This window comes from Nonomuraea sp. NPDC048916, from assembly GCF_040649575.1.
In the GTDB taxonomy this organism is placed as follows: Bacteria; Actinomycetota; Actinomycetes; order Streptosporangiales; family Streptosporangiaceae; genus Nonomuraea.
On record NZ_JBEZFS010000060.1, the window covers coordinates 1 to 26998 of the forward strand.

A 26998-nucleotide genomic window follows, 5' to 3' on the forward strand; every position below is an offset into this window, starting at 1 on the left:
CGCGACGCCGTGCCGGTGACGCCGCACCGGCTCGACGGCGCCGACCGTGAGCAGGCCTGGCAGCGCATCGCCGCCGCCCAGCCCCGCTACGAGAAGTACCAGAGCAAATCGGAGCGGGAATACCCGGTGATCCGGCTCACCCCGCGGTGACCGCATACGCCCGCGGTCGCCGATCGCGGGCTCAAGCCCACGCGAAGGAGATCTCATGGAAATCGCAGTCATCGGCACGGGCAACATCGGCCGGACCCTGGGTGAGGCGCTCGCCGCGGCCGGACACGACATCCGCTACGGGTCGCGCACGCCCGAGAAATCGGTGCGCGAGGCCCTCGACGGAGCCGAAGCGGTGATCGTCGGCATTCCCGGCCAGGCCGTCGAGGACTTCGCCCGCGACCACGCCGACGAACTCACGGGCAAGGTCGTCATCGACGCCGCCAACAAGTTCGGCGACGGCCCCGCGCACAGCGCCGCCGAGTTCGCCGTCCTCGCGCCCGGCGCCCGCTACGCCCGCGCCTTCAACGCGCTCGGCTGGGAGAACTTCGCCGATCCCGTCTTCGACGGCGTCGTGGCCGACCTCTTCTACTCCGCCGACGAGACCGACCGCGAGACCGTCGAACGCCTCATCCGCGACGTCGGCCTCAATCCCGTCTACCTCGGCCCCGGCCAGCACGACCTGCTCGACGCGCTCCTCAAGCTCTGGTTCGCCCTCGCCCACGGCCAGGGCCGTGGCAGGCACCTGGCCTTCAAGGTCCTCTGACGGCCGGACGCCGAGGCGTGATCCAACAAGCGAAAAGCCCTGGTCATCGCAGTGATGACCGGGGCTTTCGGTACGCGCGGCCGAGACGATTCGAACCCCTAGCCTTCTGTTCCGTAGCCAGGTCAAGGCCGTCCAGACGCATCCGTAGCTGTGTTTGGACGCTGCTCGGGCCGCTCTCCGAGTGGGTCGCGTCTACGATCGTTCGTGATTGTCCGGAGTCGTCGTTAGCAAACGCGGATCGATACCCTGCACCGCTGTTCGCAATATCGCCCAGCACTCGTCTTCCCGTGTCTTTCTCGCGCCTGATCGGCCCCGGTCGAAGGAGCGGTGGTCATGGCTCCAGGGTGCCGATCGTCCGACGGCACGGTGGTAACGCCCCGAGCCGAAGACGGGCTCGTCATCCGGCAGAGGTCCCGGCGTGCTGCCCGTCCACGGCCTCGAGCCCGATCAGGTCCCAGCCGCCCTCCTCGATGCGCCACAGCACCCGCGGCGCGACGGCCGCCACGTATGGGGCGATCATCCATTCCATGTCCTGAGTGCGGCGCCGCGCGTAGTCCTGGCACAGCCCCTTGACGAACACGGTCTCCCAGCAGGTGGTCAGCATGGCCGCCACCGCCGAGTTGAGTCCCTGCGACACGGTGCGCGCCGACAGCACCGGCCCGGCGTGCTTCTCCACGGCCGCTCTGGTCGCCTCTGGCAGGGCCTCCCAGTCGGTGCGCGTCAACGCCATGGCTCCTCCGTTCTCGCACGAGGTGCTCGCCGAGGAAGGAGCTGACGATGAGGTTGTGCATGATGTCGCCTCCTGGTGGGGCTTGATCAGGCGGGGGGTTGGGTACCGGGGCCCGTAGTCAGGCGGGACGGGCCCCGACAGGTCGCGGCCACGTGCAGGCCCTGGCGTTGTGCACGAGAAACGCCTGATGGGCGAGCGTGGACGCCAGCGACGACGCGTCCGGCTGGCTGACGTCCCGCACGACGCCGGCCGCGACCATCTCCGCTGTGAGCGGCCTGCGGATCGTCGCCGTCCACCGCTCGCCGGCGGCGTGGACGACGCGGTGGATCTCCCAGCCCGGATAGGTGGTGCGCAGCACGCCGAGCTGGCGGATCGCGCGGGGCGCGGGAGCCGTTGCGCACCACCAGGCGACGGCCGCCTGCGTCGCGCTCGTCGGCGAAGGCGGCGATGTAGGCGTCCACCTCGGCCTGCAGGGCGGCGGCCAGCATGCGGCGGGCGCCCTCGCGGACGATCTGATCGATCAGCGCGGCTGAGTCGGTCGCCGGGTGACCACTGCCTGCGTCAGCGGACGGAGAGCGTAGATGTGCCGCACGGCATCGAGGTCCACGGGGACTTCGTAGTAGTCCTCTGCGAACCGCTGGAACGCCTCCGGAGACGGATCAACAAGTAGCCCGAACAGGCGCGCAGAGCCGTCGGGGTCGCTCTCGCCGTCCGGATACTCGATCTCTCCTGTCCGCCAGCGGCCGTCGCCGGCCTCACGCCATAGGCAGGCGGTCACGATCGGCATGCCGTCCTCGTCGCAAAACGCGAGCTCCTCCACGCAGTGGCGAAAAACGGCAAGCTTGGCCCACACCCGTGCCTGGCTCCATTCAGAAAAGCGGCGATGCACCGTCTGCCAGGAGGCGCCGAAGACCGGCGGCAACTGCCGCCAGGCGCACCCGGTGGTGGACACGTACACGATCGCCGCCAAGATCGCCCGATCGTCGAGCCGCCGTCGACCCCCACCTTGCGGTCGCGTGGGCGCCGGCGGGACCACACGCTGGAAGAACTCCCACAACTCATCAGGCACCAGTCGTCGAAGGAACGCATCCACGAACGATCTAACGACCAAGCCCCAAATGAGTCACGCTCTAAGGAGGCGTAAACGCCGGTTCCTCGCGTACTCCTTTCCGTCTCGCTCGCCGAACCCGCGCCATCCAGCGGTCCTGACACGCCCCGGCTTTGTCGGAGCTGCTCCCGCCCTCCCCGTCACCTCCCCGGTTCAGGCTGCTCCCAGCTTCAGCCGCCCTGCTGCGACAGGACGGCGGTGGTGGTCTCTCACCTCCACTCGAACAGCGAGCGCCTCACGGCGCACACAGCGGCAAGCACAAGCAGCAGGGGATGAACGTGCAACTGCTGGCCGATCCGGTGGGCCGGCTGGTGTGGGCCTCGCCCGCGCTGCCGGGCGCGGTGCACGACGTGAGTGCCGCTCGAATGGTGGGCCTGATCGAGGCCCTTTCCAGCGCCGGCGTGAAGACCTTCGCGGACAAGGGCTACCAAGGCGCCGGCGGTACGATCCGGACACCGTTCAAGCGGCATCGCCACCGGCCCTGGCTGTCCCGCGGGCAGTGTGACGTCAACCGCGCTCACGCCCGCATCCGCGCCATCGGCGAACGCGCCGTTGCGACCTTGAAGAGCTGTAAGGTGCTGACCAAGCAGCGCTGCTGCCCGCGTCGAGCGACCGCACTCGTGCAGGCCATCCTCGTCCTGCAGCTCATCGAAGAGGGCCGCTACTCAGGATGAAATGGGCTCCTTGGGTCCCGGTTATTCTCTTAAAATCGATACTCATTTCTGGTATCGACAGGCGACGCTAATCGACGTAATATCCGGCGATTGGTTCAGGAAATCTATATTTTTCTGCAGTCGCAGCTTATCGCTTACACGCGGGTAGTTGAACGGCGATGCTGAGGCCCCCCGTGGGGCGCGCGACGATAGTGAGTGTTCCGTCGTGCGCGTGGGTGATGCTCTTGACGATTGCCAGGCCGAGTCCGACGCCTGCGTGGTCGTTGCGTATTCTTCCCGTGCCGCGCTGAAACGGTTCTGTGAGTGCAGGGACCACCTCTGGGGACAGCTTCTCGCCGGTGTTCTCGACGGTGAGCGCCTCGGGGCCGATGCCGGTCTTGATCCACACGGTTCCCTGTACGGACAGGTTGTGCACGATCGCGTTGTGCACCAGGTTCGTCGCCAGTTGCAGCAGGAGCGCCTGCGACCCCTCAACCGGGGTGATCTCACCTGAAGTCTCGATGGTGACACCGCGTTTCTTTGTGAGCGGGAGCAGTGTCTCGACGGCCTCTTCCACGACCAGGGACAGGTCGACGCGTTCCCGTGCGAAGGATCTCTGGTCGGCGCGGCTGAGCATGAGGAGCGCCTCGGTGAGGTCGATCGCCCGGGTGTTGACGGCGTGAAGGCGTTCGACGAGTTCGCCGATGTCACGGTCGGGATCGCGGCGGGCCACGTCGAGAAGCGCCCGTGAGATCGCCAGCGGGGTGCGGAGTTCGTGTGAGGCGTTGGCCGCGAATCGCTGTTGCTCGGCGACGTGTGCTTCGAGCCGCACGAGCATGGCGTCGAAGGCGTCGGCGAGTTCGCGGAACTCGTCCGCGCGGCCAGGCAACCGGATCCGGTGGGAGAGCGATCCGTTCGCGGCCATGCGCGTGGCGTCGGTGATGCGGGTCAGGGGGGCGAGCATGCGTCCGGCGAGAATCCATCCTCCCAGCAGGCCGAACACCAGCAGGAACGCCATCACCGCGGCCGCCGCAGGGGCGAAGGCGCCCAGGAGGAGGATGCGGTTGGGCGCCTCGTAGAGAAGGGCGGGCCAGCCGTCGGGTACGTACCGCAGGAGGAACACCCACACGGCGGCGAGCAGCAACGCGCCCGCGAGCATGAGGAATCCGGCGTAGCTGAGGGTGAGCTTGAGCCGGACGCTCATCCCGCGCGCCCTATCCACCCTCGCCTCCTGCGTCGATGCGGTAGCCGACGCCGGGCACGGTGGCGATGAGCCACGGTTCGCCGAGCCGTTTGCGCAGCGCCGAGACCGTGATGCGGACGGCGTTGGTGAAGGGGTCGGCGTTCTCGTCCCACGCCCGCTGCAGGAGTTCTTCCGCGCTGACGACACCGCCTTCGGCGGCGACGAGGACTTCGAGCACGGCGAACTGTTTGCGGGTGAGCGCGACGTAGCGGCCGTCGCGGTAGACCTCGCGGCGGAACGGGTCCAGGCGCAGGCCGGCGATCTCGCGTACGGGCGGCCTGTTGTGCGCGCGCCTGCGGTCGAGTGCCCGGAGGCGGAGCACGAGTTCCTGGAGATCGAAGGGCTTGGTGAGGTAGTCGTCGGCCCCGAGCCCGAACCCGGAGGCCTTGTCGTCGAGCCGGTCGGCGGCGGTGAGCATGAGGATGGGCATGCCGCTGCCGGAGGCGATGACGCGTTTGGCGATCTCGTCGCCCGAGGGGCCGGGGATGTCGCGGTCGAGGACGGCGATGTCGTAGGCGTTGACGCTCAGCAGCTCCGTCGCGGTGTCGCCGTCACCGGCGATGTCGGCGGCGATCGCCGCCAGGCGCAGCCCGTCGCGCATGGCCTCTGCCAGGTAGGGCTCGTCCTCGACGATCAACACACGCATGCACTCGATGCTAGGAGCCCGGGCGTATCGTCGGCGTATCGAAAATCCCATACGTGCTGACAACACCGCGCCGCCTTGACTGCGGGCATGGCCTACAGCGAAGCGATGACCCAGCAGTGACCGGCTCACGGCATGACCCGGCCCCGCGGCTTCCCCGGACGGCCGCGAGCCCCGACGCCGTGGCCGCCCGCGCGCGGAACCTGACCAAGACCTACGGCCGGGGCGAAACCCAGGTCCATGCACTGCGCGGCATCGACCTCGACCTCCCGCGAGGCGGGTTCACCGCGATCATGGGCCCGAGCGGATCGGGTAAATCCACGCTGATGCACTGCCTGGCCGGACTCGACCAGGCCAGCGGCGGCACCGTCACCGTGGCAGGCACCGACCTCGGGTTGCTCGACGACGACGCGCTCACGATCTTCCGCCGCGAGCACGTCGGCTTCGTGTTCCAGTCGTTCAACCTGCTGCCGATGCTCACCGCGGGCGAGAACATCGTGCTCCCGCTCGAAGTGGGCGGCCGCCGGATCGACGATGCGGCACGCGAGCGCGCGTACCTGCTCGCCGACATCCTCGGCGTGGCCGACAGGCTCGCTCACCGGCCCGCGGAGCTGTCCGGCGGCCAGCAGCAGCGGGTCGCGATCGCGCGCGCCCTGATCACGCAGCCGGACCTGCTGTTCGCCGACGAGCCCACAGGAAACCTGGACAGCACCACGTCGGCGGAGGTGCTGGACCACCTGCGCCGCTCGGCACGCGAACTCGGCCAGACCGTCGTGATGGTCACCCACGAGCGGGATGCGGCGGCGTACGCCGACCACGTGGTCACCATGCAGGACGGGCGGATCGCCTGATGCGTGCCGTCTTCCTCGCGTCGCTGCGCACGTACATCCGCAGGTACGTCGCGGCGGCGGTCGCGGTCACCGTCGCCGTCGCCTTCGTCGTCGTGGTCGGCATGCTCACCTCCGGCGCGCAAAGCGGGCTCATGGACGGCCTGGGGGCGCCGTACCGCAATGCCGAGCACGTGGTCTCCCCCGAGGGGTGGCCGTCGTCCGAGCTGGACCCGGAGGCCGTGATCGCCTTCACCGAGCGGCACGGCGAGAACGCGTCCGCGATCGGCCGGGCGACGCTTCCGGCGCGCGCCGGGAGCCGGCAGCTCTCGGACACGACGACAGTAGGGCCGATCGCCACCTCGCAGGTGTGGCGCTGGCAGGAGCTCAGCTCGGGCCGTTTCCCTTCACGTACGGGCGAGGCCGCGGTGGACGTGTATGTCGCCTTGGCCGAGGACATCGCGGTCGGCGACCGGATCAGGATCGGGGTGGGAGCCGCCGCGGCCGACGTCCAGGTGGTCGGTCTCGTGGAGTCGCCCTCTCCCCCGGCCCAGGCCTCGATGTACGTCACCTGGCCCCAGTTGCTGCTGTGGCGCGACCACCTCCATCTGGGCTCGGTGGCGGTGCGCGGCGAGGTGGGCCCGCTCCCTGAAGGCGCGAAGGCGCTGTCGCCGGAGGCGTTCACCGCTGAGCGGCTGACCCACGTGCAGAACAGGGTCGACAGCCTGTCGGTGATGTTGCTGTTGTTCGCCAGCATCGCGCTCTTCGTCTCGATCCTCGTCATCGCGAACACCTTCTCCATCCTGTTCGCGCAACGACTCCGCGACTTCGCGCTACTGCGCTGCATCGGCGCGACCCGGCGGCAGGTGGTGCGTTCTGTACGCCGCGAGGCGGCCGTCGTCGGCGTGCTCGCGTCGCTGGCCGGGACACTGGTCGGCGTCGGTTTCGGCTACGGGTTGATCGCCCTGATCGACGCCCTCGCGTCCGCCGTGCCGATGGGCGCCGCCGAGCTGCCCGTGCCCTGGCTGCTGGGAGGGTTCGCCGTCGGCCTGGCGGTCACCATGGTCGCGTCCTGGTTGCCGACCCGGCGCGTGGTCCTGGTGAGCCCGCTGGCGGCGCTGCGCACGGACGCCGGGGTCGACGCGCGCACCAGCACCGGCCTGGCGCGACCTGCGCTCGCCGCGCTCCTGCTGGTCACTGGACTGGCCCTGCTGGGGGTGGCGATGGTCAGGAGCAGCACGGCGCTCATGCTGGCAGGCGGAGGATCGGTGTTCGCCGGGGTGTTGCTCTTCGGTCCGGTGCTCGTCCCCCGCCTGGTCCGGATCGCAGGCGCGCCGCTCGGCCCCACCGGACGGCTCGCGGCCGAGAACGCCGCACACAATCCGCGCCGGACCGCCACCACCACCGCCTCCCTGCTGGTCGGCGTCACCCTGACGATCGCCGTACTCACCGGGATGGCCACATGGCGTACGTCCTTGAATGAGCAGATCGGCAGAGACCACCCCATAGACATCACGCTCACCTCGCCCAAGGGTCCGCTCACCACCGACCTCCTCACCCGGATACGTCGCACTCCCGGTGTGGAGCGGGCGATTCCCGTGTATGGCGCCGTGGCCCAGGTGGCCGGGCTCCACGACCCGATCCCGGTCGTCACCGCGCCCTCCGCCGGGCAAGTGGCCCGCGACGGCGGAGTGTTCGCACGGGTCGAGCCAGGGAAGATCAGAATCGATTCCGACGCCTTCGGTAAGGGCCTGATTCTGCGGCCGGGTGACCGGGTCACGGTGCGCGTCGGCGACCGGCGAGCCCACCTGCAGGTGGCCGTCGGCACCGGCTGGGGCCCGGCGGGCGTGGTCGCGCCCGAGACGCTGGCGACGCTCACCGACGCCCCCGAGCCGCGTGCCGTCTGGATCCGCGCCTCCACCGGCGCCGACCCGGCTCGGCTCGGCGCCGACCTGGACGAGCTGGCCGATCCCGTCGGCGCGACGATCGAGAACGGTTTGCGCACCTGGGAGTCGCTGGACCAGCAGCTGCAGATCTACACCTGGTCAGCGCTCGGCCTGCTCGGCATCGCCATCGTGATCGCCCTGATCGGGATCGCGAACACCCTCGGGCTCTCCGTACTCGAACGTGCCCGCGAACACGCGATGCTGCGCGCGCTCGGGCTCACCCGCGGGCAGCTCCGGCGGATGCTGGCGGCCGAGGCCGTCCTGCTGTCGCTGGTGGCCACCGTGCTCGGCACCGTGCTCGGCGTCGGTTTCGCCTGGGCCGCCTGCGAGACGATCGTGAAACGGGCCCTCCGCGACGCCACCATGCACGTCCCTTGGCTGTCGCTCGGCGTCGTCGTCCTCATCGCCGCCCTGGCCGGACTCCTCGCCGCCGTTCTCCCCGCACGCCGGGCCGCCCGGGTGAGTCCGGTCGCAGGACTGTCACTCGACTGAGGGTCTGCGGATCATGGGACGGTGCGCATCGCCTTGCGCAGGGCGAGCCGGAGCGAGGCGATGGTCTCGTCAGATTCCTGTTGTTGTTCGGTGAGGCGTGTAGCTTGGGCCCGGATTGTGTCTCTGATGGCGGGGGTGTTGTAGACGAACCAGGTCGATACGTCGGCTTTTCGTGCCACTCCGGCGAAGGAGATGCGTTGCCCGGAAGGTGGTCACCGGCGTCGATGACCATTCCCGCTATTGCGTGATCGCCAAGGCGGTGGTGCGGGCCACGGGACGTGCGGTCTGTCTGGCCTTTGTCGAGGCGCTGCAGGCGTTTGGGGCACCGGGTGAGGTACTGACCGACAACGGCAAGCAGTTCACCGCGCGGTTCGGTCATGGCGGTGAGGTGTTGTTCGATCGGATCTGCCGGGACAACGCCATCGTGCATCGGCTCACCCAGCCGCGCTCGCCGACGACCACGGGAAAGGTCGAGCGGTTTCATCTGAGCCTGCGCCGGGAGTTGCTCGATGATGCCGACCCGTTCGCCGACCTGGCGGCCGTCCAGGCGGCGTTGGATGCGTGGGTGGCCCACTACAACACCGGCCGGCCGCATCAGAGCCTGGACATGGCGGTCCCGGCCGCCAGGTTCACGCCGACCGAAGGCATGCAGGGCCCAGCAGGGGTTGCAGGCTTCCCGGGTTCGGCCGGCTCCGAGGGGCCAACCGGACCTAGAGGACCCCGCGGAGCCCCGGGGAAGGGAATTGAGGGACTTACGGGTGGGCGCATCATCGCCGACAACGGATGCCCGATAGGCACTATCAAGAACGGCGAGTTACGCACAGTGAGTCAGGTCATCATGGCAGGCCCTAACAACGTGCAAGCTCTAACGGAGACTTACTGGCTGTGCGAGATCACACGGTTCTAACCTTAGCGACCCTGGACGGCTGCGGGTAAACAAGGACATGCACAACATGCGACGACCTCGTTGAATAACCACTTTTAACCCCCGCCCCCATAGACGTGTGTGGAGCAGTGATCATCCAGGCATGTTCGGCAAAGCCGGACTTACCTAGACCAACTCATCCGTCACGCCTACGTCTGCACCCACATGATCCGAACGATGGAAGCCTCCGTGACTGACTGCCAACACCGTCGGCGAGCAGTGGGAGCCAACCGAGAGCACCCTGTTAGCAAGGGTGTTAGCAAGAAGCCCGAACGATCAAGAAACCAAGAAGGCCCCTGCTGGCGTAATGCCTGTTCAGGGGCCTTCTTGCTGCTGTGCGGCCGGAGGTACTCGAAACCCCAACCTTCTGATCCGTAGTCAGATGCTCTATCCATTGAGCTACGGCCGCTTGCTGCTAGACAAGCATAGCGGGTCTGAGGTGGTGCCTCGAACCGGTTGTGGCAATCATGACTGGACGGACCCCGCCTTGCGTGGCCAGAGGGTGTAGCTCAATGGCCAGAGCACGGCGATCAACGGAACCCTGAGCAGGCCGTACATGAAAGTGATCAGTGGTTCGGTGCGGGCGGGGTCGTTCACGAGCCAGACCATGCCGAGCACGACGAGCCAGGCGATCCCGTACGCCAGGACGATGCGGAGCCAGATGCCCCATTCGTAGCGGGCGCGGGCCATGCCACCGGCCGGGGGTTTCCAGGGCGGGGAGCCGCCGGCGTAGCGGTGGTGGAACTTGGCGTCGGCCCAGCGGACGGTGCGGTGGCCGAAGACGATGGAGTACGCCAGGTAGGCGGCCGCGAGGCCGTGCCTGAGGTCGGCCACGGCGCCGCCGCGCATGTCGATGACGGAGGCGACCAGCAGGACGATGTCGAGCAACGGCACGCCGAGGAGCAGGGCGGTGCTGAGCCTACGGCGGTTCCACAGGTAGCGGGAGGCCAGCCCCAGGCCGAGCAGGAGCCAGAAGCCGACCTCGCAGCCGATCAGGATGGCAACGATCACGTGTCCCATCGTTCCGCGCCCGCGACCTGGGCACATCCCCACGAGAAACGAATCTGTGGATACATCGAAGGGTGTATCCACAGGCTGCCCTCCGGATGAGGAACGCGCGGGCGAGCAATGGTGGGATAGGAGCATGAAACGCATGGCGCCGGTGGCCGGGCTGGCCTTCGCCCTGGGCGTGCTGCTCATCCTGGCCGGCGCCTATACTCCCCGCGGCGTGCCCGAATGGGTGCTGGTGGTGCCGCTGGCGTTCACCTGCGCGGGGGTTCTGGTGCGGCGGCGGGCGCCGATGTGGTCGCTCGGGCTGGGGGTCGCGGGCGTCGCGATGGACCTGGTCGTGGGGCCTTCGCTGGCCACGATCCTGGTGTTCACCGACAACATCTACGCCGCTGCTCTCTACGGGCCCGCCCGGTTCTCTCGATGGCTGCTCGGTGCCGCCAGTGTGCTGGCGGTGTTGACCGGTGCGGTGATGGGGTTCATCACGGGTGACTGGCGGATGCTGGCGGGCATGGGCATCCAGGCGGGATTGGTGCTGATCGTGCCGGTGACGTCGGCGATGATCGTACGCCAGTACCGCGATCAGGCGGCCGCCGAGCGGGCGAGGTCCGAGCAGGTGGCCCGGCTGGCCGAGCTCGACCGGCAGGCGGCGGTCGCGGCCGAGCGCACGCGGATGGCTCGCGAGCTGCACGACATGATCGCCAATCACTTCAGTGCCATCGCCATCCAGTCCACGGCCGCGCTCTCGCGCAAGGACCTCGATCAGGCCACCATCCAGAAGATCATGGAGTCCGTACGGGAGAACAGCGTGAAGGGCATGGCCGAGATGCGCACGATGATCGGGCTGCTGCGCCGGGAAGACGACGAGACCGAGGCAACCCGGCCGCGCTTGGCCGATGCGGAGAGCCTGGTCGACCGGTCGCGGCAGGCGGGGATGGCCACCGAGATCCGGGTGGACGGCGAGCTCCGGGAGTTGCCCGCGCCGGTCGATCTGGCCGCCTACCGCATCCTGCAGGAGGCCCTGACGAACGCCCTCAAACACGGCGACCAGCCGGCCACGGTCGCCATCGCCTACGAGCCACGCCGGGTCACGGTGACCGTCGACAACCCGGTCAACGGCCGCAAGGCGCGGCTACCCGGCTCGGGGGCCGGGCTGATCGGCATGAAGGAGCGGGCCACGCTGGTCGGGGGCACGTTCGAGGCGGGTCCACAGGAGGAGGGGTGGCGGGTCCACACCATGCTGCCCACGTCCGCGGGCGGCACGTCACTGGAGGCGGGATGACGATCAGGGTGCTGGTCGCCGACGATCACGCGGCCGTCCGGGCGGGGATCGTGCTGATCCTCGGCGGGGCCGGCGACATCGAGGTGGTCGGAGAGGCCGCCGACGGCGAGCAGGCGGTGGCGCTGGCGCTGGAGACGCGGCCCGACGTGGTGCTGATGGACGTTCAGATGCCCAGGCTCGACGGCATCTCGGCCACTCGCGAGCTGGCCGGGGTGGCCGACGTGCTGATCCTGACCACGTTCGACGTCGACGAGTACGTGTTCGGCGCGCTGCGTGCGGGGGCGGCGGGGTTCCTGCTGAAGAACACCGACGCCGACGCGCTCATCGAGGGGGTGCGGCTCGTGGCGAGGGGTGACGGTCTCATTTCGCCCTCGGTGACGCGGCGGTTGATCTCGGCCTTCGCCGAGCGGGCGCCGCGCCGGGAGCCGCCGGACGCGTCCGTCCTGACGCCGCGCGAGCGGGAGGTGCTGGCGTGCGTCGGGCGCGGGTTGTCCAACGCCGAGATCGCCAAGGAGCTCGACATGGCCGAGGCGACCACCAAGACGCACGTCAGCCGGGTGCTCAACAAGCTGGGCCTGAGGAGCCGGGTCCAGGCCGCGATCTACTACTCCGAGGGGGGTGACCGTCTTTGACGTCCGTCGTTTCGCGGCCCTACTCAGAGACGGTGGAAGGGCCGTAGTCTGATCGCCGTGAGCATGCCACCGCCCTCGCAGCCGCCGCGTAACACCGGGTTGATCGTCGGACTGGCCTTCGCCGGGGCGTTCGGCTACTGGGTCGTCAACGTGGTCGTGGGCATCACGGTGCTGAACATCGGATCGCCGACCTGGATCGGCGCGGGTGCGGTGTTCCTGGCGCTCCTCGCGATCGGGGGTGGGATCGGGCTCCAGGCGCTGCGTCAGGACTGGTCGCGCGGGCTGGGGTTGGGGCTGATGATCGGGTGGTCGCTGGCCTCGATCGTCTCGGCCGGCTTTTGTACTGGTCTCAATCCGGCTCTGTACTCGTAGGGCTCTGTGCTCGTAGGGCTCTGTACTCGTAGGTGGGGAGGCGGGCCCGCGATGTGCACGCCTGTCTGGGGGCGTACGTATCCGGGTCCGTACATACAACCGCAATCACGACCCCCTAGCCTGGCTTCGATCAGGGGGTACGAACGATGACCACACCACCTCAGGGCTCACCCGGGCAGGACGGACCACCACCAGGTCAGGGACCGCCGCCCGGCCAACAACCGTGGTCACCTCCTGGCCAGGAAGCCCCGCCGCCACCGGGCACCGGCGGGCCGCTGCCGGGTCCCGGCATGCCGCCGCCCGGCCAAGGGGCATGGCCGCCGCCTGGGCAAAGCGACCCGCCCCCTGGACAAGGTGGCCCGCCGCACGGGCCAAGCGGCCCACCGGCCGGGGCAAGTGGCTCATCCAACGGACCAAGCGGGCCACCGTACGGACAAAGCGGCCCGCCTCACGGGCCAAGCGGGCCACCGTACGGGCAAGGCGGGCCAAGCGGGCCAAGCGGGCCACCGTACGGGCAAGGCGGCCCGCCGTATGGGCCGAGTGGGTCGCCTGGGGCCGGTGGGTGGGGGCCGCCACCACCGCCGCAGAGCGGGTCGACCGGCACGATCATCGGGCTGGCGTTCGCCGCCGTCACCGTCTACAGCGTCATCAACATCGTCGTGGGCTTCATGGTCTTCGTCATCGCCGCCGACTCCGGCGCGTCGAGCACGCCGGTGATCGCCGTCGGCGCGGTGGTGCTGGCGCTGATCGGCCTGGGCGCGGGCGCGGGCCTGCTGTTCGTGCGCAAGCCGTGGGCCACCGGCGCGGGCCTGGGTCTGATGATCGGGTGGGCGCTCTGGTCGATCGTCTCGGCGGGTTACTGCACCGGCCTCAACCCGGGGCTGTACACCTGACATGCCACTCCACGAGATCTTCGTCGGCCTGGGCGTGCTGGTCGCCGCGGTGGTGTTCGTCCGCGAGGCCCGCCGCCGGGGCGCGCTGAACGAGCAGTCGCTGGTCGCGGTCACGGGCGCCCTGGTCGGCGGGGCCATCGGCATGCGCCTGGCGGGCTGGCTGGAGACGCTCGACCTGTCGGACCTGTGGCTGTACGGCTCGCGCAGCATCCTCGGCGGGCTGACGGGCGCGTACGTGGGCGTGCTGGTCGCGAAACGGATCATCGGCTACCGGGAGCGCACCGGCGACCTGTTCGCGCCGGCGGTGGCGCTCGGCATGGCGGTGGGCCGGATCGGCTGCCATCTGACGGAGGCGCCGGGGCGGCCGACGGGACTGCCGTGGGGGGTGCACGCGCCGGCGTCGACGCCCGAGTGTCCGGGGTGCCTGGCCGGGCAGGCCATGCATCTGTCGTTCGTCTACGAGATCGTCTTCCACCTGGCCGCGTTCGCCGCCCTGGTGTGGGCGCGCAGGCGGCTCACGCGGCCGGGCGAGCTGTTCACGCTCTACCTGGCGGGGTACGCCGGGTTCCGTTTTCTGGTGGAGTTCACCCGGGCGAACGAGACCGTCTGGCTCGATCTCACCCGGCCGCAGTGGTTCCTCGTGCCCGGTGTGCTGCTGCTGGGGCTCAGGGTGGGGTACGGCTGGCGACGCGGCTACTACGATGCCCTGTTCGGGCGGAAGGTCATGACATGAGCACAGGGATGGGCCTGCGGGGCGACCGTATCCTCAGGTACGTCAACGCGTTCTGCCCGCACTGCCACAGCCGTGATCTCGACCGGGTCGAGCGGCTGAGCGGCTATCTGGTGGTGCGCGAGGACCGGGTGTGGCTGGAGCGCGGGTGCCGCGAGCACGGCCTGGTGCGCACGTTGTACGACGAGAATCCGGAGATCCTGACGTATCTGGAGGAATGGACCGCACCCACCAAGCAGCACGTGCCCGATGTCGCGGGCAACTGGCTGCCCGTGCCGAGCGCGTACCTCCAGGGGTTGCCCGAGATGCAGACCCAGCACACCTGCATCCTGCTGGAGGACATCGCGGAGGCGTGCAACCTGCGGTGCCCCACATGCTTCGCCGACAGCTCGCCCGATCTGAGCGGCATCGTCCCGGTGAGCGAGGTGCTCGCGAACGTCGACCAGCGCCTCGCCCGCGAGAACGGCCGGCTGGACGTGCTCATGCTGAGCGGCGGCGAGCCGACCCTGCACCCCGAGCTGAAGACGCTCCTCGCCGAGCTCGAACAGCGCCCGATCACCCGCATCCTGATCAACACCAACGGCGTGCTCATCGCCCGTGACGACTCCCTGCTCGACCTGCTGACCGCGCACCGCGAACGGGTCGAGGTCTACCTGCAGTACGACGGGAGCTCGGCCGAGGCGTCGAAGCACCACCGGGGCGGTGACCTGCGCAGGCTCAAGGCGCAGGCCGTGCAACGGTTGTCGGAGCGGGAGATCTTCACCACGCTGGTGATGACGGCGGCGCTGGGCGTCAACGACGGCGAGATCGGCGACGTCGTGCGGCTGGCGCTCGACACGCCGTTCGTGGGCGGGGTGTCGCTGCAGCCGCAGTTCGGCTCGGGCAGGTCGGAGCCGATCGACGCGTCGGACCGGCTCACCCACACGGGCGTGCTCAAGCGGCTCGGCCCGCAGACCGGCGGCCTGGTGACCTGGCGCGATCTCACCGCGCTGCCCTGCTCCCACCCGCACTGCTGCTCGGTGGGCTACCTGATCCGCGACGACTCCGGGCAGTGGCGGTCACTGACGGCGCTGATCGGGCACGACCGGCTCAAGGCCAACCTGGGCCTGGTCTCCAACCGCATCGCCGACACCGAGATCCCGCGCGAGCTGCGGCTGGCCGTACAGGAGTCGCTGCTCGGGCTGCTGTCGGAGCAGTCGTCGCTGTCGCATCCGCAGATCGGCGACCTGTGGCGCGATATCTGCGAAAACTGCGACCTCGGCGTCGCCACCCTGCTCACGCTGGCCTCCTCGGCGTTGCCGGGCAGGCGCAGGAAGCTGCGCCGGATGCTGGGCGAGCGGGTGGTGCGGCTGACGGTCAAGCCGTTCATGGACATCTCGACCATGATCGAGGAACGGCTCACGCAGTGCTGCGTGCACGTCGGCACGCGAGCCGAGCAGGATCAGTGCGCGCCGTTCTGCGCGGTGCAGGCGTGGCCGCAGCTGTCGGCGCAGCGACTGTCGGCGGTGGCCTCGGAGCCTCGGGTACGGCTGCCGCTCGAGGTGATCCCGTGAAGGCCGAGCCGTACGATCCGCTGCGGTTGTGCGTGTACGCCACGATCGCGCTGCTTGCCTGGTTGCTGGGGCCGTGGGCGTTGCTCGGGTTCGCGGGGCTGGGGTTCGCCGGCTACTGGAAGGCGCGGCGAGCCGGGTTGACCCGGAGCAAGTGCCTGCTCAGGGACACCCGGCTCGTGCTCGCCTACCTGGGGCTGCTCGCGCTGGTGGCGGTGGCGGCGATCATCCACTCCCTGCTGTGACGGCCAGCAGGTTGAGCACGGTGAGTTCCTTACCGCCGCCCTTCTCCCTGGTCACGCAGACCTGGCCGTCGTGACGGCTGACGCTCACCACGTCCGCGGTCATGGGCGGCTCGGTCGGCCCGCACGTCTTCTCGCGCGTCTCGCCCTCGTCCCAGTAGACGATCGTGGTGGGCGAGGAGGAGGTGCCCGTTCCGGTGCTGGCTCTGCCGTCCGGTTGTACCCGGCTGATACCACCAGCCAGACCGGTCACCGGGTCGTAGACGACGGCCGGTGCGATGTACTGCTTCACCGGGTCGCCACCGTTGGGCACGTCGAGCAGCGCGAACCGGTCACCGAGGATCCGGCCTCCGCCGAGCAACCTCATCCCCTCCGGCAGGATCTTGCTGTCAGAGCCGTCGAGCCGTTGCATGATCGTGCGGTCGCCTCGCACGCCGAAGCACCATTCGGCGGAGCAGGTCAAGTTAGTGGTCCCGGTCTCCGCCAGAACATTGGCCGACTTGCCGGTCTCCAGGTCGACCACGCGGCTCTGGTTCTTCTGGCCACGCTCGCCGGGGGCGTATTCCACTGCCAGCGGCCAGGAGACCAGGTGGAGTCCGTCGGTGCCGTCGATCCGCTCGGGGGCGCCACCGGTCAGCGGCATGCGATAGACGCCGCCCTTCTGGACGGACCAGACGAGGGAGTCGTCCGTGACGCCGACCTTCTCGACGCGCGACGGCTCACCGGTCACTTCCCCCACACGCCGGGCTGTGCCCCCCTCTCGTGGCATGATCCAGAAATCTGCCCATTTGTCGGCGTTGTTCGGCGTTTCGCCGTACCAGGCGAAGTACTTCTCCCCCACGTCGACGGCCTGGGCGAAGTAGCCCTTCACCCCTTCGGGGGCGGGCATGTCGCCGACCACACGAGCCTTGCCGGTCGAGGCGTCGAAGACCTCAAGGCGTCCCGCCTTCTCAAAGGACGACTCCGCGGTCAGCAACACCTCAGTCGGACTGAGTCCGGTCACCGGGCGATATTTCCAACCGTCAGCCGACTTGGCGGGCATCTTGAAGACCGCGTCGGGCCACACCTCGGCCGCCCGCTTGACCTGCACCTGCGGGCGCTCGTCCCTGGGCGGGCCGGTGGTCACGATGACGGCCGGGTCCGCGCGCCCACCCGTGCCGGTCAGCACGGCGGTCGTGCCGCCCGCCACGATCACCACCGCCGCGGCGGCCAGCGCCATCTCCGTCCGCTGCCTGACCCGCCGCGTCCGGCGCCGCGAGGCGACCGCGCCCGCCAACCCCGCCACGGGTTGCCCGGCCTGGTCGGCCGCCGTACGCAGCGTCCGGATCAGGTTTTCTTCGCTTCTCATCGCGCCTCCTGCAGCACTCGCTTGATCCGGAGCTTGTCCAGGGCGCGGGCGGCCTGGCTGCGTACGGTTCCGCGGGAGACGCCGAGAATCTCCGCGATCTTCTCGTCGGAGAGGTCCTCGTAGTAACGCAGCACCAGCACGGCCCGCATCTTGCGAGGCAGCTGCTGAAGCTCGGCCCACAGGTCGGCGTCGCCGTAGTGGTCGAACCTGACCCTCTCGGGCACGGTGGCCACCAGATCCTCCCGGTGCCGCCGCCGCCACGCGGTGATGTGCAGCCGGACCATCGTCGTGCGCACGTACCCCTCGGGGTCGTCCTTCTTCCGGACGCGGGGCCAGGCATCACCCAGACGGGCCAGCGCCTCCTGAACGAGATCGGCTGCGTCCTCCGAGTTTCCGGCCAGCACATAGCCGTACCGGAGGAGCGCATCACCTCGGGCTCGGACGAACTCGTCGAAATCAGCCGTGTTGTCCACGAACCCAAGGACCGCCGGGCGGGTGCTTCTGTTGCACGCCTGAGCGAAGTCGCCTACTCGGCGGGGACGTACAGGCTGAGCGTCTCGGCGACGCAGGCGGGCCGCTTCTCGCCCTCGACCTCGATCGTCAGCTTCAGGTTGGACAGGTAGCCGGCCGGGGTGCCCTTGACGTCGGCCAGCTCGGCCGTGGCCCGGATCCGCGCGCCGACCGGCACCGGCCTCGGGAACCGGACCTTGTTGAGGCCGTAGTTGACGCCCATGACGATGCCCTTGACCTCGATGAGCTCCATCATGAACGAGGGCAGCATCGACAGGCTCAGGTAGCCGTGGGCGATCGTGCCGCCGAACGGGCCGTCCTTGGCCCGTTCGGCGTCGATGTGGATCCACTGGTGGTCGTCGGTGGCGTCGGCGAAGAGGTTGACCTGCTCCTGAGTGACCGTGCGCCACTCGGTCGGGCCGAACGTCTCACCGACGGCCGACTTGAGCTCCTGTACGTTGGCAAAGGTCCGCATGGTCAGGAACGCTATTGGGCGGGTGGCACGGCTGCCAAGTTCAGCACCCAGAGCCTGTCCGGCTTGTCCGCCTTGGTGGTGCCCCAGTAGAGGATCGTGCTCGGCTCGGAGGACGTGCCGGCGCCGTACCAACCGCTTGAGGAGCCGGCGGTGGCCAGCTTGCCGGTCTCCAGGTCGTACACGCTCGAACCCGTCTGCAGGAAGCGGTCGAGGATCGGGTACGGCGAGAACCCCATGCCGAAGTTGGCGATCACGGACCGCGACGTGCCAGCCCCGTCGAGGCGATGGACGACCGTCCCCCATGTCCCCCTTTCGCCTCGGCCGTAGCACCAGACCGGGCCACAGCGCAGCCCTCTCGTGCCCTGCGGGGCGGCCAGGGAGGTGGCGGAGCCGTCGGCCAGGTTGACCAGCTTGCCCTGGTTGCGCTCCAGGTGGCCCGGTGTCCTCGCCATGTCCGTGGCCCACGGCCACTCGATGAGGTGCAGGCCGTCGCTGCCCGGGAGCCGCTCGGGGGTGCCGCCCGCGAGCGGGAGGCGCCAGACGCCGCCGTCGATCTCCGACCAGACGACGTGCTCGCCGTCGAGGGAGATCGCGTCGATGTCGGCTTCCCCGCCCACGCGGGTGGTCAGCAGCTTCGCCTCGCCGCCCGCCAGGGGGACCGTCCAGATGTCGCGCACCTTCGTGCCGTCGGCCTGCTCGCCGTACGCGTACCAGGCGACGGTCGTGGCGTCGACGGTCGTCGTCTGCGGGATGTACTTCTTGACACCCGGTCTGACCGGGACGTCGACGACGACCCTGGCTTCACCGGTCCTGGCGTCGTAGACCTCGAACCTTCCGGCCGTCTCGAACGAGGACTCGGCGCTGAGCAGCACCTCCGTGGGGCTGATGCCGGTGATCGGCCGGTAGCGCCAGCCGTCGGGGTTCGCGGCCGGCATCGTGAACAGCGCCTCGGGCCACAGCTCGGCCGCCGCGATCTCCTCGGGCTTCGACGGCTTGGCCGCCGTGGGGATCGTCGCCACGGCGCTCGAACTCGGCCGGGTCACGGTCTCGCCCGGCGTGACGGTGACCGCGGCTTCCTCTCCGCCCCTGATGGAGAGAACGCTCCGGGCCACCGTCGTGCTCGTGACCACGACCGCCACCGCGGCCGTCAGCGCGAGCAGCCCCGCGCGCCGGCGTGCCCTGCGCCGCCTGCGGGCGCTCACCCCGGCGAGCAGGTCGGGCTCCGGTGCCCGCGTCGCCGCCTGCCGGAGCGCGGCGCTCAGCTCGTCCTCTGTCCTCATGCCCGTCCCCTTTCGAGCATCGCGGGCCGGATCCGGAGCGTGGCGAGCGCCCGGAAGGCCTGGCTTCGTACCGTTCCGCGCGAGATGCCGAGGATTTCGGCGATCTCCTGATCAGAGAGGTCCTCGTAGTAGCGGAGGACCAGGACGGCGCGCTGCTTCCTCGGCAACGTCGCCAGCTCCTTCCACAGCTCGCCGAAGGAGTGGCTGTCGGTGTAGGAGCCCTCGGGCACGTCGTCCGTGAGCTGCTCCCGCCGCCTCCTGCGCCACCAGCTGATGTGCTGGCGGGCCATGGTGGTGCGGACGTACGCCTCGGGGCTGTCCTTGTTGCGGACACGGTCCCAGGTGTCGCTCAGCCTGAGCAGCGCCTCCTGCACCAGATCGGCGGCGTCGTCGGCGTTGCCGCTGAGCACGTAGCCGTATCGGAGCAGGGCGGAACCCCTGGCTCTGACGAAATCCTCGAACTCCACACCACAGAGACGCCTCGGGGGCCCGGTCTGTTGCAAAGATCTTTACTTGAAACCATCGCATACCTGTTCGAGTCCGCGCTACAGTTCTGGGTATCGAATCGAACAGAGGTTCGGCCAGGTGAGAGGGGGTGTGTCCGGTGACGGTGATGGCGACCGCCCCTGCTCGGACACGCCGTAGCTCTTTCTTCCCAAATCTAAGACGGCCGCTATATCCGGCAATAAAGTCCGAGAGCGTGGACCCTGTGCGCAATCCCTACGCCCCCGGAGCCGGGCAGCGTCCGCCGGAGCTGGCCGGGCGTGATCGTGAGCTCCAGCAGTTCGAGGTCGTGCTCGAGCGGGTGGCCCGCGGCCGTCCCGAGCGGAGCATGGTCGTCACCGGCCTGCGCGGCGTGGGCAAGACCGTCCTGCTCAACACCTTCAAGTCCATGGCGATGCAGCGACTGTGGGGCACGGGCAAGATCGAGGCCCGGCCCGACCAGTCGATCCGCCGTCCCGTAGCCGCCGCCCTGCACATGGCGATCCGCGAGCTGGCTCCGCGCCATCGCGCGCCCGAGCGCATCGAGGAGTTCCTCGGCGTGCTCAAGGCGTTCGCGATGCGCGACCCGTCCGCCGCCAAGGGCACCTCGCACTGGTCGCCCGGCATCGAGGTGCCGGCCAGCCGGGGCCGGGCCGACTCCGGCGATCTGGAGATCGACCTCACCGAGCTGTTCGTCGACGCGGCGAGCGTGGCGACCGACCTGGGCGTCGGCATCGCGCTGTTCATCGACGAGATGCAGGATGTGCAGGCCGCCGACGTCTCCGCGCTCTGCGCCGCCTGCCACGAGCTGTCGCAGTCCGGCGGGCCGCTGATCGTGGTGGGTGCGGGGCTGCCGCACCTGCCGAGCGTCCTTTCGGCCAGCAAGAGCTATTCGGAGCGGCTCTTCCGCTACGCCCGCATCGACAAGCTCGACCGCGACGCGGCCGACCTCGCGCTGATCCTGCCGGCGCGCGAGGAGGAGGTCGAGTTCACCCAGGACGCCCTCGACGCGCTCTACGAGGCGGCCGACGGTTATCCCTACTTCGTCCAGGCCTACGGCAAGGTCGCCTGGGACTTGGCCCCGCACAGCCCGATCACGCTCGACGACGTCAAGGTGTCGGCCCCCGAGGCGGAGGAGGAGCTCGCGGTGGGCTTCTTCGGCAGCCGCTACGAGCGGGCCACTCCGGCCGAGCGCGACTACATGCACGCCATGGCGCAGATCGGCGACGAGCCGGTTCCCACGGCCGAGGTGGCCGACGCCCTTGGCCGCAAGCCGTCCAGCCTGTCCCCCGCCCGCGACAGCCTGATCAAGAAGGGGCTCATCTACAGCGCCGAGCGTGGCCTGATCGCGTTCACCGTGCCGCACTTCGGGAGGTTCCTTCGTGCCCAACCGATCTGATCGGCACCCCTAGTCCTCTATTGGGCTGTCTAGTGGGGAAGCTAGATAGCCCAATAGAGTCATATCGTCATGCCCGTCGAGGGAAATCTAGGGCTCTCTAGCCTTACGCCGATACATGCGTATACACAGGCAGAGCCCCGCTGTCCTCACCCTTGACCACGGCCATCCGCACCGCGGGGCGGCGCCCGCTGAGATAGACCGCGAAGACGACGTCGTCCTGGTCCTGGTTCCGGAAGACGAAGAAGCGCCAGCAGAGCTCGCGCCAGCTGTCGTAGGGGTCGGTCGTGGTCAGCTGGTCATGGTGCGCCCGCCAGGCGCCGCTGGCCCGGAGCCTCGACAGCATGACGCCTTCGGCCGGCGCCGGGCGCTGCTCACACGGCGCGCGATAGCGGACCCGGTCGATCAGCTCCTCGATCTCCGGAGACATCACGGCGAGAGCGGCCAGCCCGGCGGCGATGAACGACCACGACGGGTCGGCGAAGACCGCCAGACCGGGCACCTCGGCCCACACCGCCATCACCGCCATGCCGGTCAGCACGACGGTCCTGCCGACCGACCTGAGCCCCACGGGTGTCGCGCTGATCTCACCGAAGCAGCCGCAGCCCGCGTCGGGCCGCCGCCTGCGCAGCTCCAGCAGCACGTACGTGGAGAGCGCGAAGAACGCGACCGTGCCCCACCTGAAGATCGGATGCGTGGTGAGCAGGAGCCCCGCGGCCAGCACGAGCTCCCCCACGGCGCAGCCGAGCAGCGCCGGAGCCTGCATGCGCCCCGGCATCAGAACGGCCGGCCCCAGCTTGGAGAGCGAGCCGGGTTCGCCGCCCGAGAACACCGTGATCACCTTGGCGACCGTCCCGAGGACGAGCACCGCGATCAGGACCGGCAGCTGCGATGCCAGCACGAGCGTCACCCCAATCCGATCTGCACGTTGAAGCATCCCTTGACCAACTCGCCGCCGAGCTCGACATAGGACGACGGCGACAACTCGACGATCCGCCCCCGCTCGGACGTGCCGCACTCGACGCAACGATCGCAGAACCGGCCGGCCACGCAACCGCACGCCACGATCGGCAGGTTGGCCGTCCGGTCCGTACAGGCGTTCCTGACCTGGAGCAGGGATCCCAGGGCAAGGTACGGAAGTCCCGCGCACGAGACCCCCGCGTCGGGACAGGCGGCGTCGGACCGTTCCATCATGGGGTAGGCCAGGCCCCGCTCCTCCTCGTCGAAGGCGTCGGACCAGGTGGCGGTGCCGGAGATGCGCGGCTGGACGCCGGCGTACGCGGGCGGCGGAGGCGGGACGGCACGGGCGGGATAGGTGGGCTGCGAGGTCGCGGGCAGCAGCGCCAGGGTTGTCCCGTCCTGCCTGATCCCGATCGCGTCGAAGAGGTAGCCCGGCTCGAGCTGCGGGTGGCGCACCTGCAGGCGGCCGGTGGCCCGGTAGGGGATGACGACGGTCCGGGGGCCCCGGTGCGGCCCGCCGTGCAGTTCGACCGTCAGGTCCTTGCGGCCCTCGACCGACACGATGGTCCCGGTGACCCGCGCGATGTCGGCCCAGATCCGCTCGACCACCTTGCGCTCGTGCAGCGCCCGCATGATCACCGTGGCGCCCACGGGCAGGTCGGCGGGAGCGACCTCACCGCCGTGCCAGACAGTGGCCCACGGCGCGATGATCAGCCGGCTCTCCCGGCCGTCGGGCCGCTCGATGGTGACGAGATGGGGGCTGATGTCGATGATCGTTCCCGTGATCGCGTGCAGCGGGTCCCCGCTCCCCGGATCGGGACCGGGCACGCCCGCCTCCCGGCCCAGCGCCGCCGCCGCGAGCAGTCGGCGACGATCGATGCTCGGATACGCCATCAGCCCTCCCTTGTCGGTTATAGGTTCACACGACTCCGCTCACCGCATGTGCCCTACACCACATAGGGGAGCAAAATACGCATCCCCTGGAGAAGGAGATGACATCCGGCGGCGAACAATCCGCCACCGACCTTGACCTACCTTTATCGTCGGCGGGTCGAATCCTGGATTGCGGTTCAGCCGTTACAGAGCATCGGGCTGCGATTCTGGCCACGATGCAGACCGCCAGTGAGGAAGAGGAGTTCCGCGAGTACGTTCAGGCCCGCGGACCTGCCTTGCTGCGCGCAGCTCACCAGCTGACCGGACATCCGCTGGACGCGGAGGATCTCCTGCAGAACGCCCTGACCAAGACCTATCTCGCATGGGATCGCATTCAGGATCGTGGCGCCCTTGACGGTTACGTGAAGCGGGCGATGGTCAACATCAACATCTCGCAGTGGCGGCGGCGGAAGGTGGAGGAATATCCCTCCGAGGAGCTGCCGGAGGTCACCTGCGAGGCCGAGGCCCGGGGCGAGGTGCACGAGCAGCTCGACCAGGCGCTGAGCAAGCTGCCCGAGCGCATGCGGGCCGCGATAGTCCTGCGCTACTACGAGGACCTGAGCGAACGGGAGATCGCCAGGACCCTGGGCATCAGCGTGGGCACGGTCAAGAGCACGGTGTCGCGAGCCATGGCCAAGCTCAGGGGCGAACTGGGGATCGAAGCTCAGTCGCCCCAGCCGTAGCGCATGGCCGTACGACGTCTCTGAGCCTGCGCAGGATGGCCAGGAAGGATTCGAGCTCCTTCTCGCCGAGCAACCCGGTGAAGCACTCGTCGATGTCGGCCAGGTGGAGGGGCAGCACCGTGGCGAGCCGGTCGCGCCCGGCCTCGGTGAGCGTGGCGTAGGAGGCGCGCCGGTCGGTGGGACAGGCCACGCGGGCGATCAGGCCGTCACGTTCGAGGCGGTCGACGACCCTGGTCACGCCGCTGGTGGACAGGCCGGTCTGTGCCGCGAGGTCGGTCATCCGCAGCCGCTCCTCCGGGGAACGGCCCAGCCTGATCAGCGTCTCGAAGTCGATGTCGGACAAGCCGGCCGCGACGAGCACCGGTTGCATCCTGGCAAGCAGCCCTGCGTGGACCTCTGACAACAGGCCTATGGCCGTCAGGCGGGGATCGTCGATGGGGAGCACGCTCATACTGTAACCGACGTTAGTTGACGAGTGGAATATTCCTCGTGTAGACATTTGTTAGCTCAATCATCCGCACAGCAATCTTCTGAAGGAGAACAACCCCATGAGCACCCGCACCTGGGAAGGCCTGACCGTTCCCGCCCCCGGCACCTACGCCCTCGACGTGGCCCACACGCGCATCGGGTTCGTGGTCAAGCACATGATGGTCAGCAAGGTGCGCGGGAACTTCACCGCCTTCAGCGGTTCCGTGACGATCGCCGAGAACCCGCTGGAGTCGTCCGCCGAGCTCACGATCAAGACGGAGAGCATCGACACCCACGCTCCCGACCGCGACAACCACCTGCGCAGCGACGACTTCCTGTCGGCCGAGAAGTTCCCCGAGATCACCTTCAAGAGCACCCGCGTCGTCTCGCACTCCGGCGACGAGTTCAAGGTGGTCGGCGACCTCACGATCCGCGACGTCACCAAGGAAATCGAGCTCGACGTCGAGTACGGTGGCGCCGGCACCAACCCCTGGGGCCAGGCGCTCTGGGGCTTCTCCATCAGCACCGAGTTCGACCGCGAGGAGTTCGGCCTGACCTGGAACCAGGCTCTGGAGACCGGCGGCGTCCTGGTCGGCAAGAAGGTCAAGATCGAGATCGAGGGCGAGGCCAACCCGGCCGCCTGACCTTCCATCTCCCGCGCGCCCTCGTCAGGAGTTGTCCACAGGCCGCCATCCACAGGCTGTGGATAACTCTTCACGAGGACGCGCGGGGTAACCGCTTTGCCGCCTCGCCAGAAGGCCGGTACGCTGTCCTGAGCCGCTCGGCTTCCAGGAGGATTCGCCTAGTCAGGTCTATGGCGCCGCACTGCTAATGCGGTTTGGTGGCAACACCATCCGGGGTTCAAATCCCCGATCCTCCGCTTGTGAGCAGGGAGTATGCGAGAAATCGCATGCTCCCTTTCTCGTGTCGGAGATCATTTCGGGCTCCAGATGGCACAGAGATGGCACGGGCGGTCAGATTCGGCTCTTGCGCGGCACGAACGCGGCGATGGCCTGGGCGGCCTCTTCCTGGAGTTCTTCCGCCACGCTGACGTACACCTCGCTGGTGAAGGACTCGCGGGCGTGGCCGAGGATCTCGCTGATCACCTTCATGGAGACGCCCGCCGCGTGCAGCATCGTGGCCGCGCCGTGGCGGAGGTCATGGAACCTGACGGGCGGCAGCTTGGCGCGGCCGTACAGGGTGATGAAGTGGCGGGAGACGTAGTCGGGGTTGAGTGGCTCCCCGCTCTCCTGCGTGAAGACCCGCCCGGAGTCCACCCACGCCTCGCCCCAATGCATGCGCTCTTCGAGCTGGGCCTTGCGCCACGCCTTGAGGACGCGGGCGGTCTCGTCGTCGATCGTCAGCTTGCGGTCGGAGTTCTCCGACTTGGTGTCGTCGAGTTCGTCGTCGGGCTGAGACTGGCGGATGTGGATGCGCCGCGTCTCCAGGCCCACGTCTGCCCAGTCCAGCCCGACAAGCTCACCGCGACGCAGGCCCCAGAACGCGGCCAGGTGGTACAGGGCGTATAGGCGCTCCTTGTTCTCGGTGATGTGGTCCAGGAAGGCCCCGCAGTGGTGCTGACTCCAGACCATGACCTTGGCGGGTACGGTCCCCATCTCCTTCCACCGCTCGACCCGCTCGGTTGTCCACAGCAGGGGACGGTTCTTCACCCGCTGCTTGGACGCCTTGCCGAACTTGATCACGGCCACTGGGTTTCGGCTGATCTTCCCGGACGCGACCGCGTCGTTCAGAGCCTTGCTCAGCACCGCGTGCATGCGCTTGATCCTGGCCGTCGTCAGGGGGCGAGTGGAGTACCGCTTGCCCGCCCGCTTTGCTCGCGCCTCGACTAACCGCCGCAGGAGGTCGGACTTGCCGGTCTCGGCCTCGGGCTGGTTGATCTTCCGCATGGCGGAGTAGAGGTCGCGCACGTCGTCATCGCGCAAGTCGATCAGCCGAAGGTGGCCGAGGCCCGGCTTGAAGTAGAGATCGAGAGCCTCGCGATAGGAGGAGAGGGTGGACGCCTTGAGATCGCCCTCCGCCTCCTCGCGGCCACGGAGCCAGCGGTCCAGGTAGGCCCCGACGGTCAGCTTGCGGTCGCCGAGTCCCTCTCCACGATTCACCTGGCCCTGTGCCTCGTTGAGTGCGGCCAGGCACTCCTTCTCCGTGGCAAACGGGCCGACGCGAGGCTGACGCCGCTTGCCGTCGGCGGTCGGCGGAGCCTCGTATCGGCCGTACCACTTCCCGTGCCGGGGGTTCCACCGCCGCCGGGGTTTGCCGTCCTTGTCGACCCTGTTGCCGAATTCTGCTGACACGCCGGGCGACTTCCGAGTTCTGGGTGGCGCTGGGGTGAAAGATCGCCCCTGCGTGCCGTGACCCTCCCCTCGACCGGCCGCAGGATGGGCATGTGATGTCGATGCAACCGCGGTCGGTGC

At 68.9% G+C, this 26998-nt stretch carries 28 protein-coding genes, 2 tRNA genes and 4 pseudogenes; 17 read left to right on the top strand and 17 right to left on the bottom strand.

Features of this window, described 5'->3' with window-relative positions; all coding sequences use genetic code 11:
- The first annotated feature begins 15 nt into the window (after positions 1 to 15).
- On the top strand, positions 16 to 150 hold the full coding sequence (locus AB0C16_RS37555; protein ID WP_357690530.1) for a nitroreductase/quinone reductase family protein: 135 nt from the start codon (positions 16 to 18) through the stop codon (positions 148 to 150).
- A 55-nt stretch (positions 151 to 205) separates the two neighbouring features.
- On the top strand, positions 206 to 754 hold the full coding sequence (locus AB0C16_RS37560; RefSeq protein WP_357690480.1) for an NAD(P)-binding domain-containing protein: 549 nt from the start codon (positions 206 to 208) through the stop codon (positions 752 to 754).
- Between the two features lie 397 nt (positions 755 to 1151).
- On the opposite strand, the gene AB0C16_RS37565 is transcribed toward AB0C16_RS37560, so the two are convergent.
- The 4 genes and pseudogenes from AB0C16_RS37565 to AB0C16_RS37580 form a co-directional block, all read right to left on the bottom strand.
- The gene (locus tag AB0C16_RS37565) at positions 1152 to 1484 is read right to left on the bottom strand and encodes a hypothetical protein (protein ID WP_357690482.1); all 333 of its coding nucleotides are present in this window, start codon (positions 1482 to 1484) and stop codon (positions 1152 to 1154) included.
- Between the two features lie 118 nt (positions 1485 to 1602).
- Positions 1603 to 1842 carry a hypothetical protein gene (locus tag AB0C16_RS37570; protein ID WP_357690484.1) on the bottom strand — a complete coding sequence of 80 codons (240 nt, stop codon included), beginning with the start codon at positions 1840 to 1842 and terminating at the stop codon, positions 1603 to 1605.
- A 31-nt stretch (positions 1843 to 1873) separates the two neighbouring features.
- A pseudogene (locus tag AB0C16_RS37575) lies at positions 1874 to 2008 on the bottom strand (IS256 family transposase); the annotation flags it as partial.
- 284 nt (positions 2009 to 2292) lie between these two features.
- Positions 2293 to 2577 (bottom strand): annotated as a pseudogene (locus AB0C16_RS37580) (transposase); the annotation flags it as partial.
- Positions 2578 to 2837: 260 nt separating this feature from the next.
- Between AB0C16_RS37580 and AB0C16_RS37585 the strand changes: the two are divergent.
- A pseudogene (locus AB0C16_RS37585) lies at positions 2838 to 3266 on the top strand (transposase family protein); the annotation flags it as partial.
- Positions 3267 to 3393: 127 nt separating this feature from the next.
- On the opposite strand, the gene AB0C16_RS37590 reads toward AB0C16_RS37585, so the two are convergent.
- Both AB0C16_RS37590 and AB0C16_RS37595 read right to left on the bottom strand, forming a co-directional pair.
- The gene (locus AB0C16_RS37590) at positions 3394 to 4404 is read right to left on the bottom strand and encodes a HAMP domain-containing sensor histidine kinase (RefSeq protein WP_357690486.1); all 1011 of its coding nucleotides are present in this window, start codon (positions 4402 to 4404) and stop codon (positions 3394 to 3396) included.
- A 55-nt stretch (positions 4405 to 4459) separates the two neighbouring features.
- On the bottom strand, positions 4460 to 5134 hold the full coding sequence (locus AB0C16_RS37595) for a response regulator transcription factor (RefSeq protein ID WP_357690488.1): 675 nt from the start codon (positions 5132 to 5134) through the stop codon (positions 4460 to 4462).
- Positions 5135 to 5313: 179 nt separating this feature from the next.
- On the opposite strand from AB0C16_RS37595, the gene AB0C16_RS37600 reads away from it, so the two are divergent.
- The 3 genes and pseudogenes from AB0C16_RS37600 to AB0C16_RS37610 form a co-directional block, all read left to right on the top strand.
- Positions 5314 to 5982: an ABC transporter ATP-binding protein gene (locus AB0C16_RS37600; protein ID WP_357690532.1), complete on the top strand. Its 669-nt coding sequence runs from the start codon at positions 5314 to 5316 to the stop codon at positions 5980 to 5982.
- Complete coding sequence (locus AB0C16_RS37605; RefSeq protein ID WP_357690490.1) at positions 5982 to 8396, top strand: FtsX-like permease family protein; 2415 nt, start codon at positions 5982 to 5984, stop codon at positions 8394 to 8396. The genes AB0C16_RS37600 and AB0C16_RS37605 overlap by 1 nt, the downstream gene beginning before the upstream one ends.
- Positions 8397 to 8601: 205 nt before the next feature.
- Positions 8602 to 9027, top strand: a pseudogene (locus AB0C16_RS37610) (integrase core domain-containing protein); the annotation flags it as partial.
- A gap of 630 nt (positions 9028 to 9657) precedes the next feature.
- Here the strand turns inward: AB0C16_RS37610 and AB0C16_RS37615 are convergent.
- Both AB0C16_RS37615 and AB0C16_RS37620 read right to left on the bottom strand, forming a co-directional pair.
- A tRNA-Arg gene (locus AB0C16_RS37615) sits at positions 9658 to 9730 on the bottom strand.
- A gap of 56 nt (positions 9731 to 9786) precedes the next feature.
- On the bottom strand, positions 9787 to 10332 hold the full coding sequence (locus tag AB0C16_RS37620) for a hypothetical protein (protein WP_357690492.1): 546 nt from the start codon (positions 10330 to 10332) through the stop codon (positions 9787 to 9789).
- 133 nt (positions 10333 to 10465) lie between these two features.
- On the opposite strand from AB0C16_RS37620, the gene AB0C16_RS37625 reads away from it, so the two are divergent.
- The 7 genes from AB0C16_RS37625 (at position 10466) to AB0C16_RS37655 (ending at position 16033) form a co-directional block, all read left to right on the top strand.
- Positions 10466 to 11611, top strand: coding sequence for a histidine kinase (locus AB0C16_RS37625; RefSeq protein ID WP_357690494.1), 1146 nt, complete (start codon positions 10466 to 10468; stop codon positions 11609 to 11611).
- A complete protein-coding gene (locus tag AB0C16_RS37630; protein WP_357690496.1) occupies positions 11608 to 12243 on the top strand; it encodes a response regulator transcription factor in 636 nt (211 codons plus the stop codon). Before AB0C16_RS37625 ends, AB0C16_RS37630 begins: the two co-directional genes overlap by 4 nt.
- Positions 12244 to 12300: 57 nt before the next feature.
- The gene (locus AB0C16_RS37635) at positions 12301 to 12615 is read left to right on the top strand and encodes a hypothetical protein (protein WP_357690498.1); all 315 of its coding nucleotides are present in this window, start codon (positions 12301 to 12303) and stop codon (positions 12613 to 12615) included.
- 659 nt (positions 12616 to 13274) lie between these two features.
- Positions 13275 to 13508 (top strand): hypothetical protein, encoded by a 234-nt coding sequence (locus AB0C16_RS37640; protein ID WP_357690500.1) that lies wholly within the window; start codon positions 13275 to 13277, stop codon positions 13506 to 13508.
- Position 13509: 1 nt separating this feature from the next.
- Entirely contained in the window at positions 13510 to 14241 is a 732-nt protein-coding gene (locus AB0C16_RS37645) for a prolipoprotein diacylglyceryl transferase family protein (RefSeq protein ID WP_357690502.1), read from the top strand.
- Positions 14238 to 15791 (top strand): radical SAM protein, encoded by a 1554-nt coding sequence (locus AB0C16_RS37650; RefSeq protein ID WP_357690504.1) that lies wholly within the window; start codon positions 14238 to 14240, stop codon positions 15789 to 15791. The genes AB0C16_RS37645 and AB0C16_RS37650 overlap by 4 nt, the downstream gene beginning before the upstream one ends.
- Positions 15788 to 16033, top strand: coding sequence for a hypothetical protein (locus AB0C16_RS37655; protein WP_189127431.1), 246 nt, complete (start codon positions 15788 to 15790; stop codon positions 16031 to 16033). The genes AB0C16_RS37650 and AB0C16_RS37655 overlap by 4 nt, the downstream gene beginning before the upstream one ends.
- Here the strand turns inward: AB0C16_RS37655 and AB0C16_RS37660 are convergent.
- From AB0C16_RS37660 to AB0C16_RS37680, 5 genes are read right to left on the bottom strand one after another with little or no spacing between them, the layout of a single operon-like run.
- Entirely contained in the window at positions 16014 to 17378 is a 1365-nt protein-coding gene (locus AB0C16_RS37660; protein WP_357690506.1) for a hypothetical protein, read from the bottom strand. The genes AB0C16_RS37655 and AB0C16_RS37660 overlap by 20 nt on opposite strands.
- The gene (locus AB0C16_RS37665) at positions 17375 to 17851 is read right to left on the bottom strand and encodes a SigE family RNA polymerase sigma factor (RefSeq protein ID WP_357690508.1); all 477 of its coding nucleotides are present in this window, start codon (positions 17849 to 17851) and stop codon (positions 17375 to 17377) included. Before AB0C16_RS37665 ends, AB0C16_RS37660 begins: the two co-directional genes overlap by 4 nt.
- Positions 17852 to 17904: 53 nt before the next feature.
- Complete coding sequence (locus AB0C16_RS37670) at positions 17905 to 18363, bottom strand: MaoC family dehydratase (RefSeq protein ID WP_357690510.1); 459 nt, start codon at positions 18361 to 18363, stop codon at positions 17905 to 17907.
- A gap of 11 nt (positions 18364 to 18374) precedes the next feature.
- Positions 18375 to 19643 (bottom strand): hypothetical protein, encoded by a 1269-nt coding sequence (locus tag AB0C16_RS37675; RefSeq protein WP_357690512.1) that lies wholly within the window; start codon positions 19641 to 19643, stop codon positions 18375 to 18377.
- Positions 19640 to 20110, bottom strand: coding sequence for a SigE family RNA polymerase sigma factor (locus AB0C16_RS37680; protein ID WP_357690514.1), 471 nt, complete (start codon positions 20108 to 20110; stop codon positions 19640 to 19642). Before AB0C16_RS37680 ends, AB0C16_RS37675 begins: the two co-directional genes overlap by 4 nt.
- A gap of 233 nt (positions 20111 to 20343) precedes the next feature.
- On the opposite strand from AB0C16_RS37680, the gene AB0C16_RS37685 reads away from it, so the two are divergent.
- A complete protein-coding gene (locus AB0C16_RS37685) occupies positions 20344 to 21525 on the top strand; it encodes an ATP-binding protein (protein ID WP_357690516.1) in 1182 nt (393 codons plus the stop codon).
- 103 nt (positions 21526 to 21628) lie between these two features.
- On the opposite strand, the gene AB0C16_RS37690 is transcribed toward AB0C16_RS37685, so the two are convergent.
- Both AB0C16_RS37690 and AB0C16_RS37695 read right to left on the bottom strand, forming a co-directional pair.
- Positions 21629 to 22423, bottom strand: a complete 795-nt coding sequence (locus tag AB0C16_RS37690) for a MauE/DoxX family redox-associated membrane protein (RefSeq protein WP_357690518.1) — start codon at positions 22421 to 22423, stop codon at positions 21629 to 21631.
- 5 nt (positions 22424 to 22428) lie between these two features.
- Complete coding sequence (locus AB0C16_RS37695) at positions 22429 to 23376, bottom strand: hypothetical protein (protein ID WP_357690520.1); 948 nt, start codon at positions 23374 to 23376, stop codon at positions 22429 to 22431.
- A 215-nt stretch (positions 23377 to 23591) separates the two neighbouring features.
- Between AB0C16_RS37695 and AB0C16_RS37700 the strand changes: the two genes are divergently transcribed.
- Complete coding sequence (locus tag AB0C16_RS37700; RefSeq protein WP_357690522.1) at positions 23592 to 24098, top strand: SigE family RNA polymerase sigma factor; 507 nt, start codon at positions 23592 to 23594, stop codon at positions 24096 to 24098.
- Here the strand turns inward: AB0C16_RS37700 and AB0C16_RS37705 are convergent.
- Positions 24055 to 24549 carry a MarR family transcriptional regulator gene (locus AB0C16_RS37705; protein ID WP_357690524.1) on the bottom strand — a complete coding sequence of 165 codons (495 nt, stop codon included), beginning with the start codon at positions 24547 to 24549 and terminating at the stop codon, positions 24055 to 24057. The genes AB0C16_RS37700 and AB0C16_RS37705 overlap by 44 nt on opposite strands.
- A 97-nt stretch (positions 24550 to 24646) precedes the next feature.
- Between AB0C16_RS37705 and AB0C16_RS37710 the strand changes: the two genes are divergently transcribed.
- The gene (locus AB0C16_RS37710; RefSeq protein ID WP_357690526.1) at positions 24647 to 25210 is read left to right on the top strand and encodes a YceI family protein; all 564 of its coding nucleotides are present in this window, start codon (positions 24647 to 24649) and stop codon (positions 25208 to 25210) included.
- 147 nt (positions 25211 to 25357) lie between these two features.
- Positions 25358 to 25446: transfer RNA gene (locus AB0C16_RS37715), tRNA-Ser, on the top strand.
- A gap of 94 nt (positions 25447 to 25540) precedes the next feature.
- Here AB0C16_RS37715 and AB0C16_RS37720 read toward each other — a convergent pair.
- Positions 25541 to 26878 carry a site-specific integrase gene (locus AB0C16_RS37720; protein ID WP_357690528.1) on the bottom strand — a complete coding sequence of 446 codons (1338 nt, stop codon included), beginning with the start codon at positions 26876 to 26878 and terminating at the stop codon, positions 25541 to 25543.
- Positions 26879 to 26998 lie beyond the last annotated feature (120 nt).

Bases quoted from the DNA above. Each gene is read 5' to 3' on its own strand.
- AB0C16_RS37590 (WP_357690486.1), bottom strand. From the start codon at position 4,404: ATGCTCGCGGGCGCGTTGCTGCTCGCCGCCGTGTGGGTGTTCCTCCTG.
- AB0C16_RS37630 (WP_357690496.1), top strand. From the start codon at position 11,608: ATGACGATCAGGGTGCTGGTCGCCGACGATCACGCGGCCGTCCGGGCG.
- AB0C16_RS37695 (WP_357690520.1), bottom strand. From the start codon at position 23,376: ATGGCGTATCCGAGCATCGATCGTCGCCGACTGCTCGCGGCGGCGGCG.
- AB0C16_RS37595 (WP_357690488.1), bottom strand. From the start codon at position 5,134: ATGCGTGTGTTGATCGTCGAGGACGAGCCCTACCTGGCAGAGGCCATG.
- AB0C16_RS37650 (WP_357690504.1), top strand. From the start codon at position 14,238: ATGAGCACAGGGATGGGCCTGCGGGGCGACCGTATCCTCAGGTACGTC.
- AB0C16_RS37625 (WP_357690494.1), top strand. From the start codon at position 10,466: ATGAAACGCATGGCGCCGGTGGCCGGGCTGGCCTTCGCCCTGGGCGTG.
- AB0C16_RS37670 (WP_357690510.1), bottom strand. From the start codon at position 18,363: ATGCGGACCTTTGCCAACGTACAGGAGCTCAAGTCGGCCGTCGGTGAG.
- AB0C16_RS37660 (WP_357690506.1), bottom strand. From the start codon at position 17,378: ATGAGAAGCGAAGAAAACCTGATCCGGACGCTGCGTACGGCGGCCGAC.
- AB0C16_RS37710 (WP_357690526.1), top strand. From the start codon at position 24,647: ATGAGCACCCGCACCTGGGAAGGCCTGACCGTTCCCGCCCCCGGCACC.
- AB0C16_RS37705 (WP_357690524.1), bottom strand. From the start codon at position 24,549: ATGAGCGTGCTCCCCATCGACGATCCCCGCCTGACGGCCATAGGCCTG.
- AB0C16_RS37565 (WP_357690482.1), bottom strand. From the start codon at position 1,484: ATGGCGTTGACGCGCACCGACTGGGAGGCCCTGCCAGAGGCGACCAGA.
- AB0C16_RS37700 (WP_357690522.1), top strand. From the start codon at position 23,592: ATGCAGACCGCCAGTGAGGAAGAGGAGTTCCGCGAGTACGTTCAGGCC.
- AB0C16_RS37675 (WP_357690512.1), bottom strand. From the start codon at position 19,643: ATGAGGACAGAGGACGAGCTGAGCGCCGCGCTCCGGCAGGCGGCGACG.
- AB0C16_RS37560 (WP_357690480.1), top strand. From the start codon at position 206: ATGGAAATCGCAGTCATCGGCACGGGCAACATCGGCCGGACCCTGGGT.
- AB0C16_RS37605 (WP_357690490.1), top strand. From the start codon at position 5,982: ATGCGTGCCGTCTTCCTCGCGTCGCTGCGCACGTACATCCGCAGGTAC.
- AB0C16_RS37645 (WP_357690502.1), top strand. From the start codon at position 13,510: ATGCCACTCCACGAGATCTTCGTCGGCCTGGGCGTGCTGGTCGCCGCG.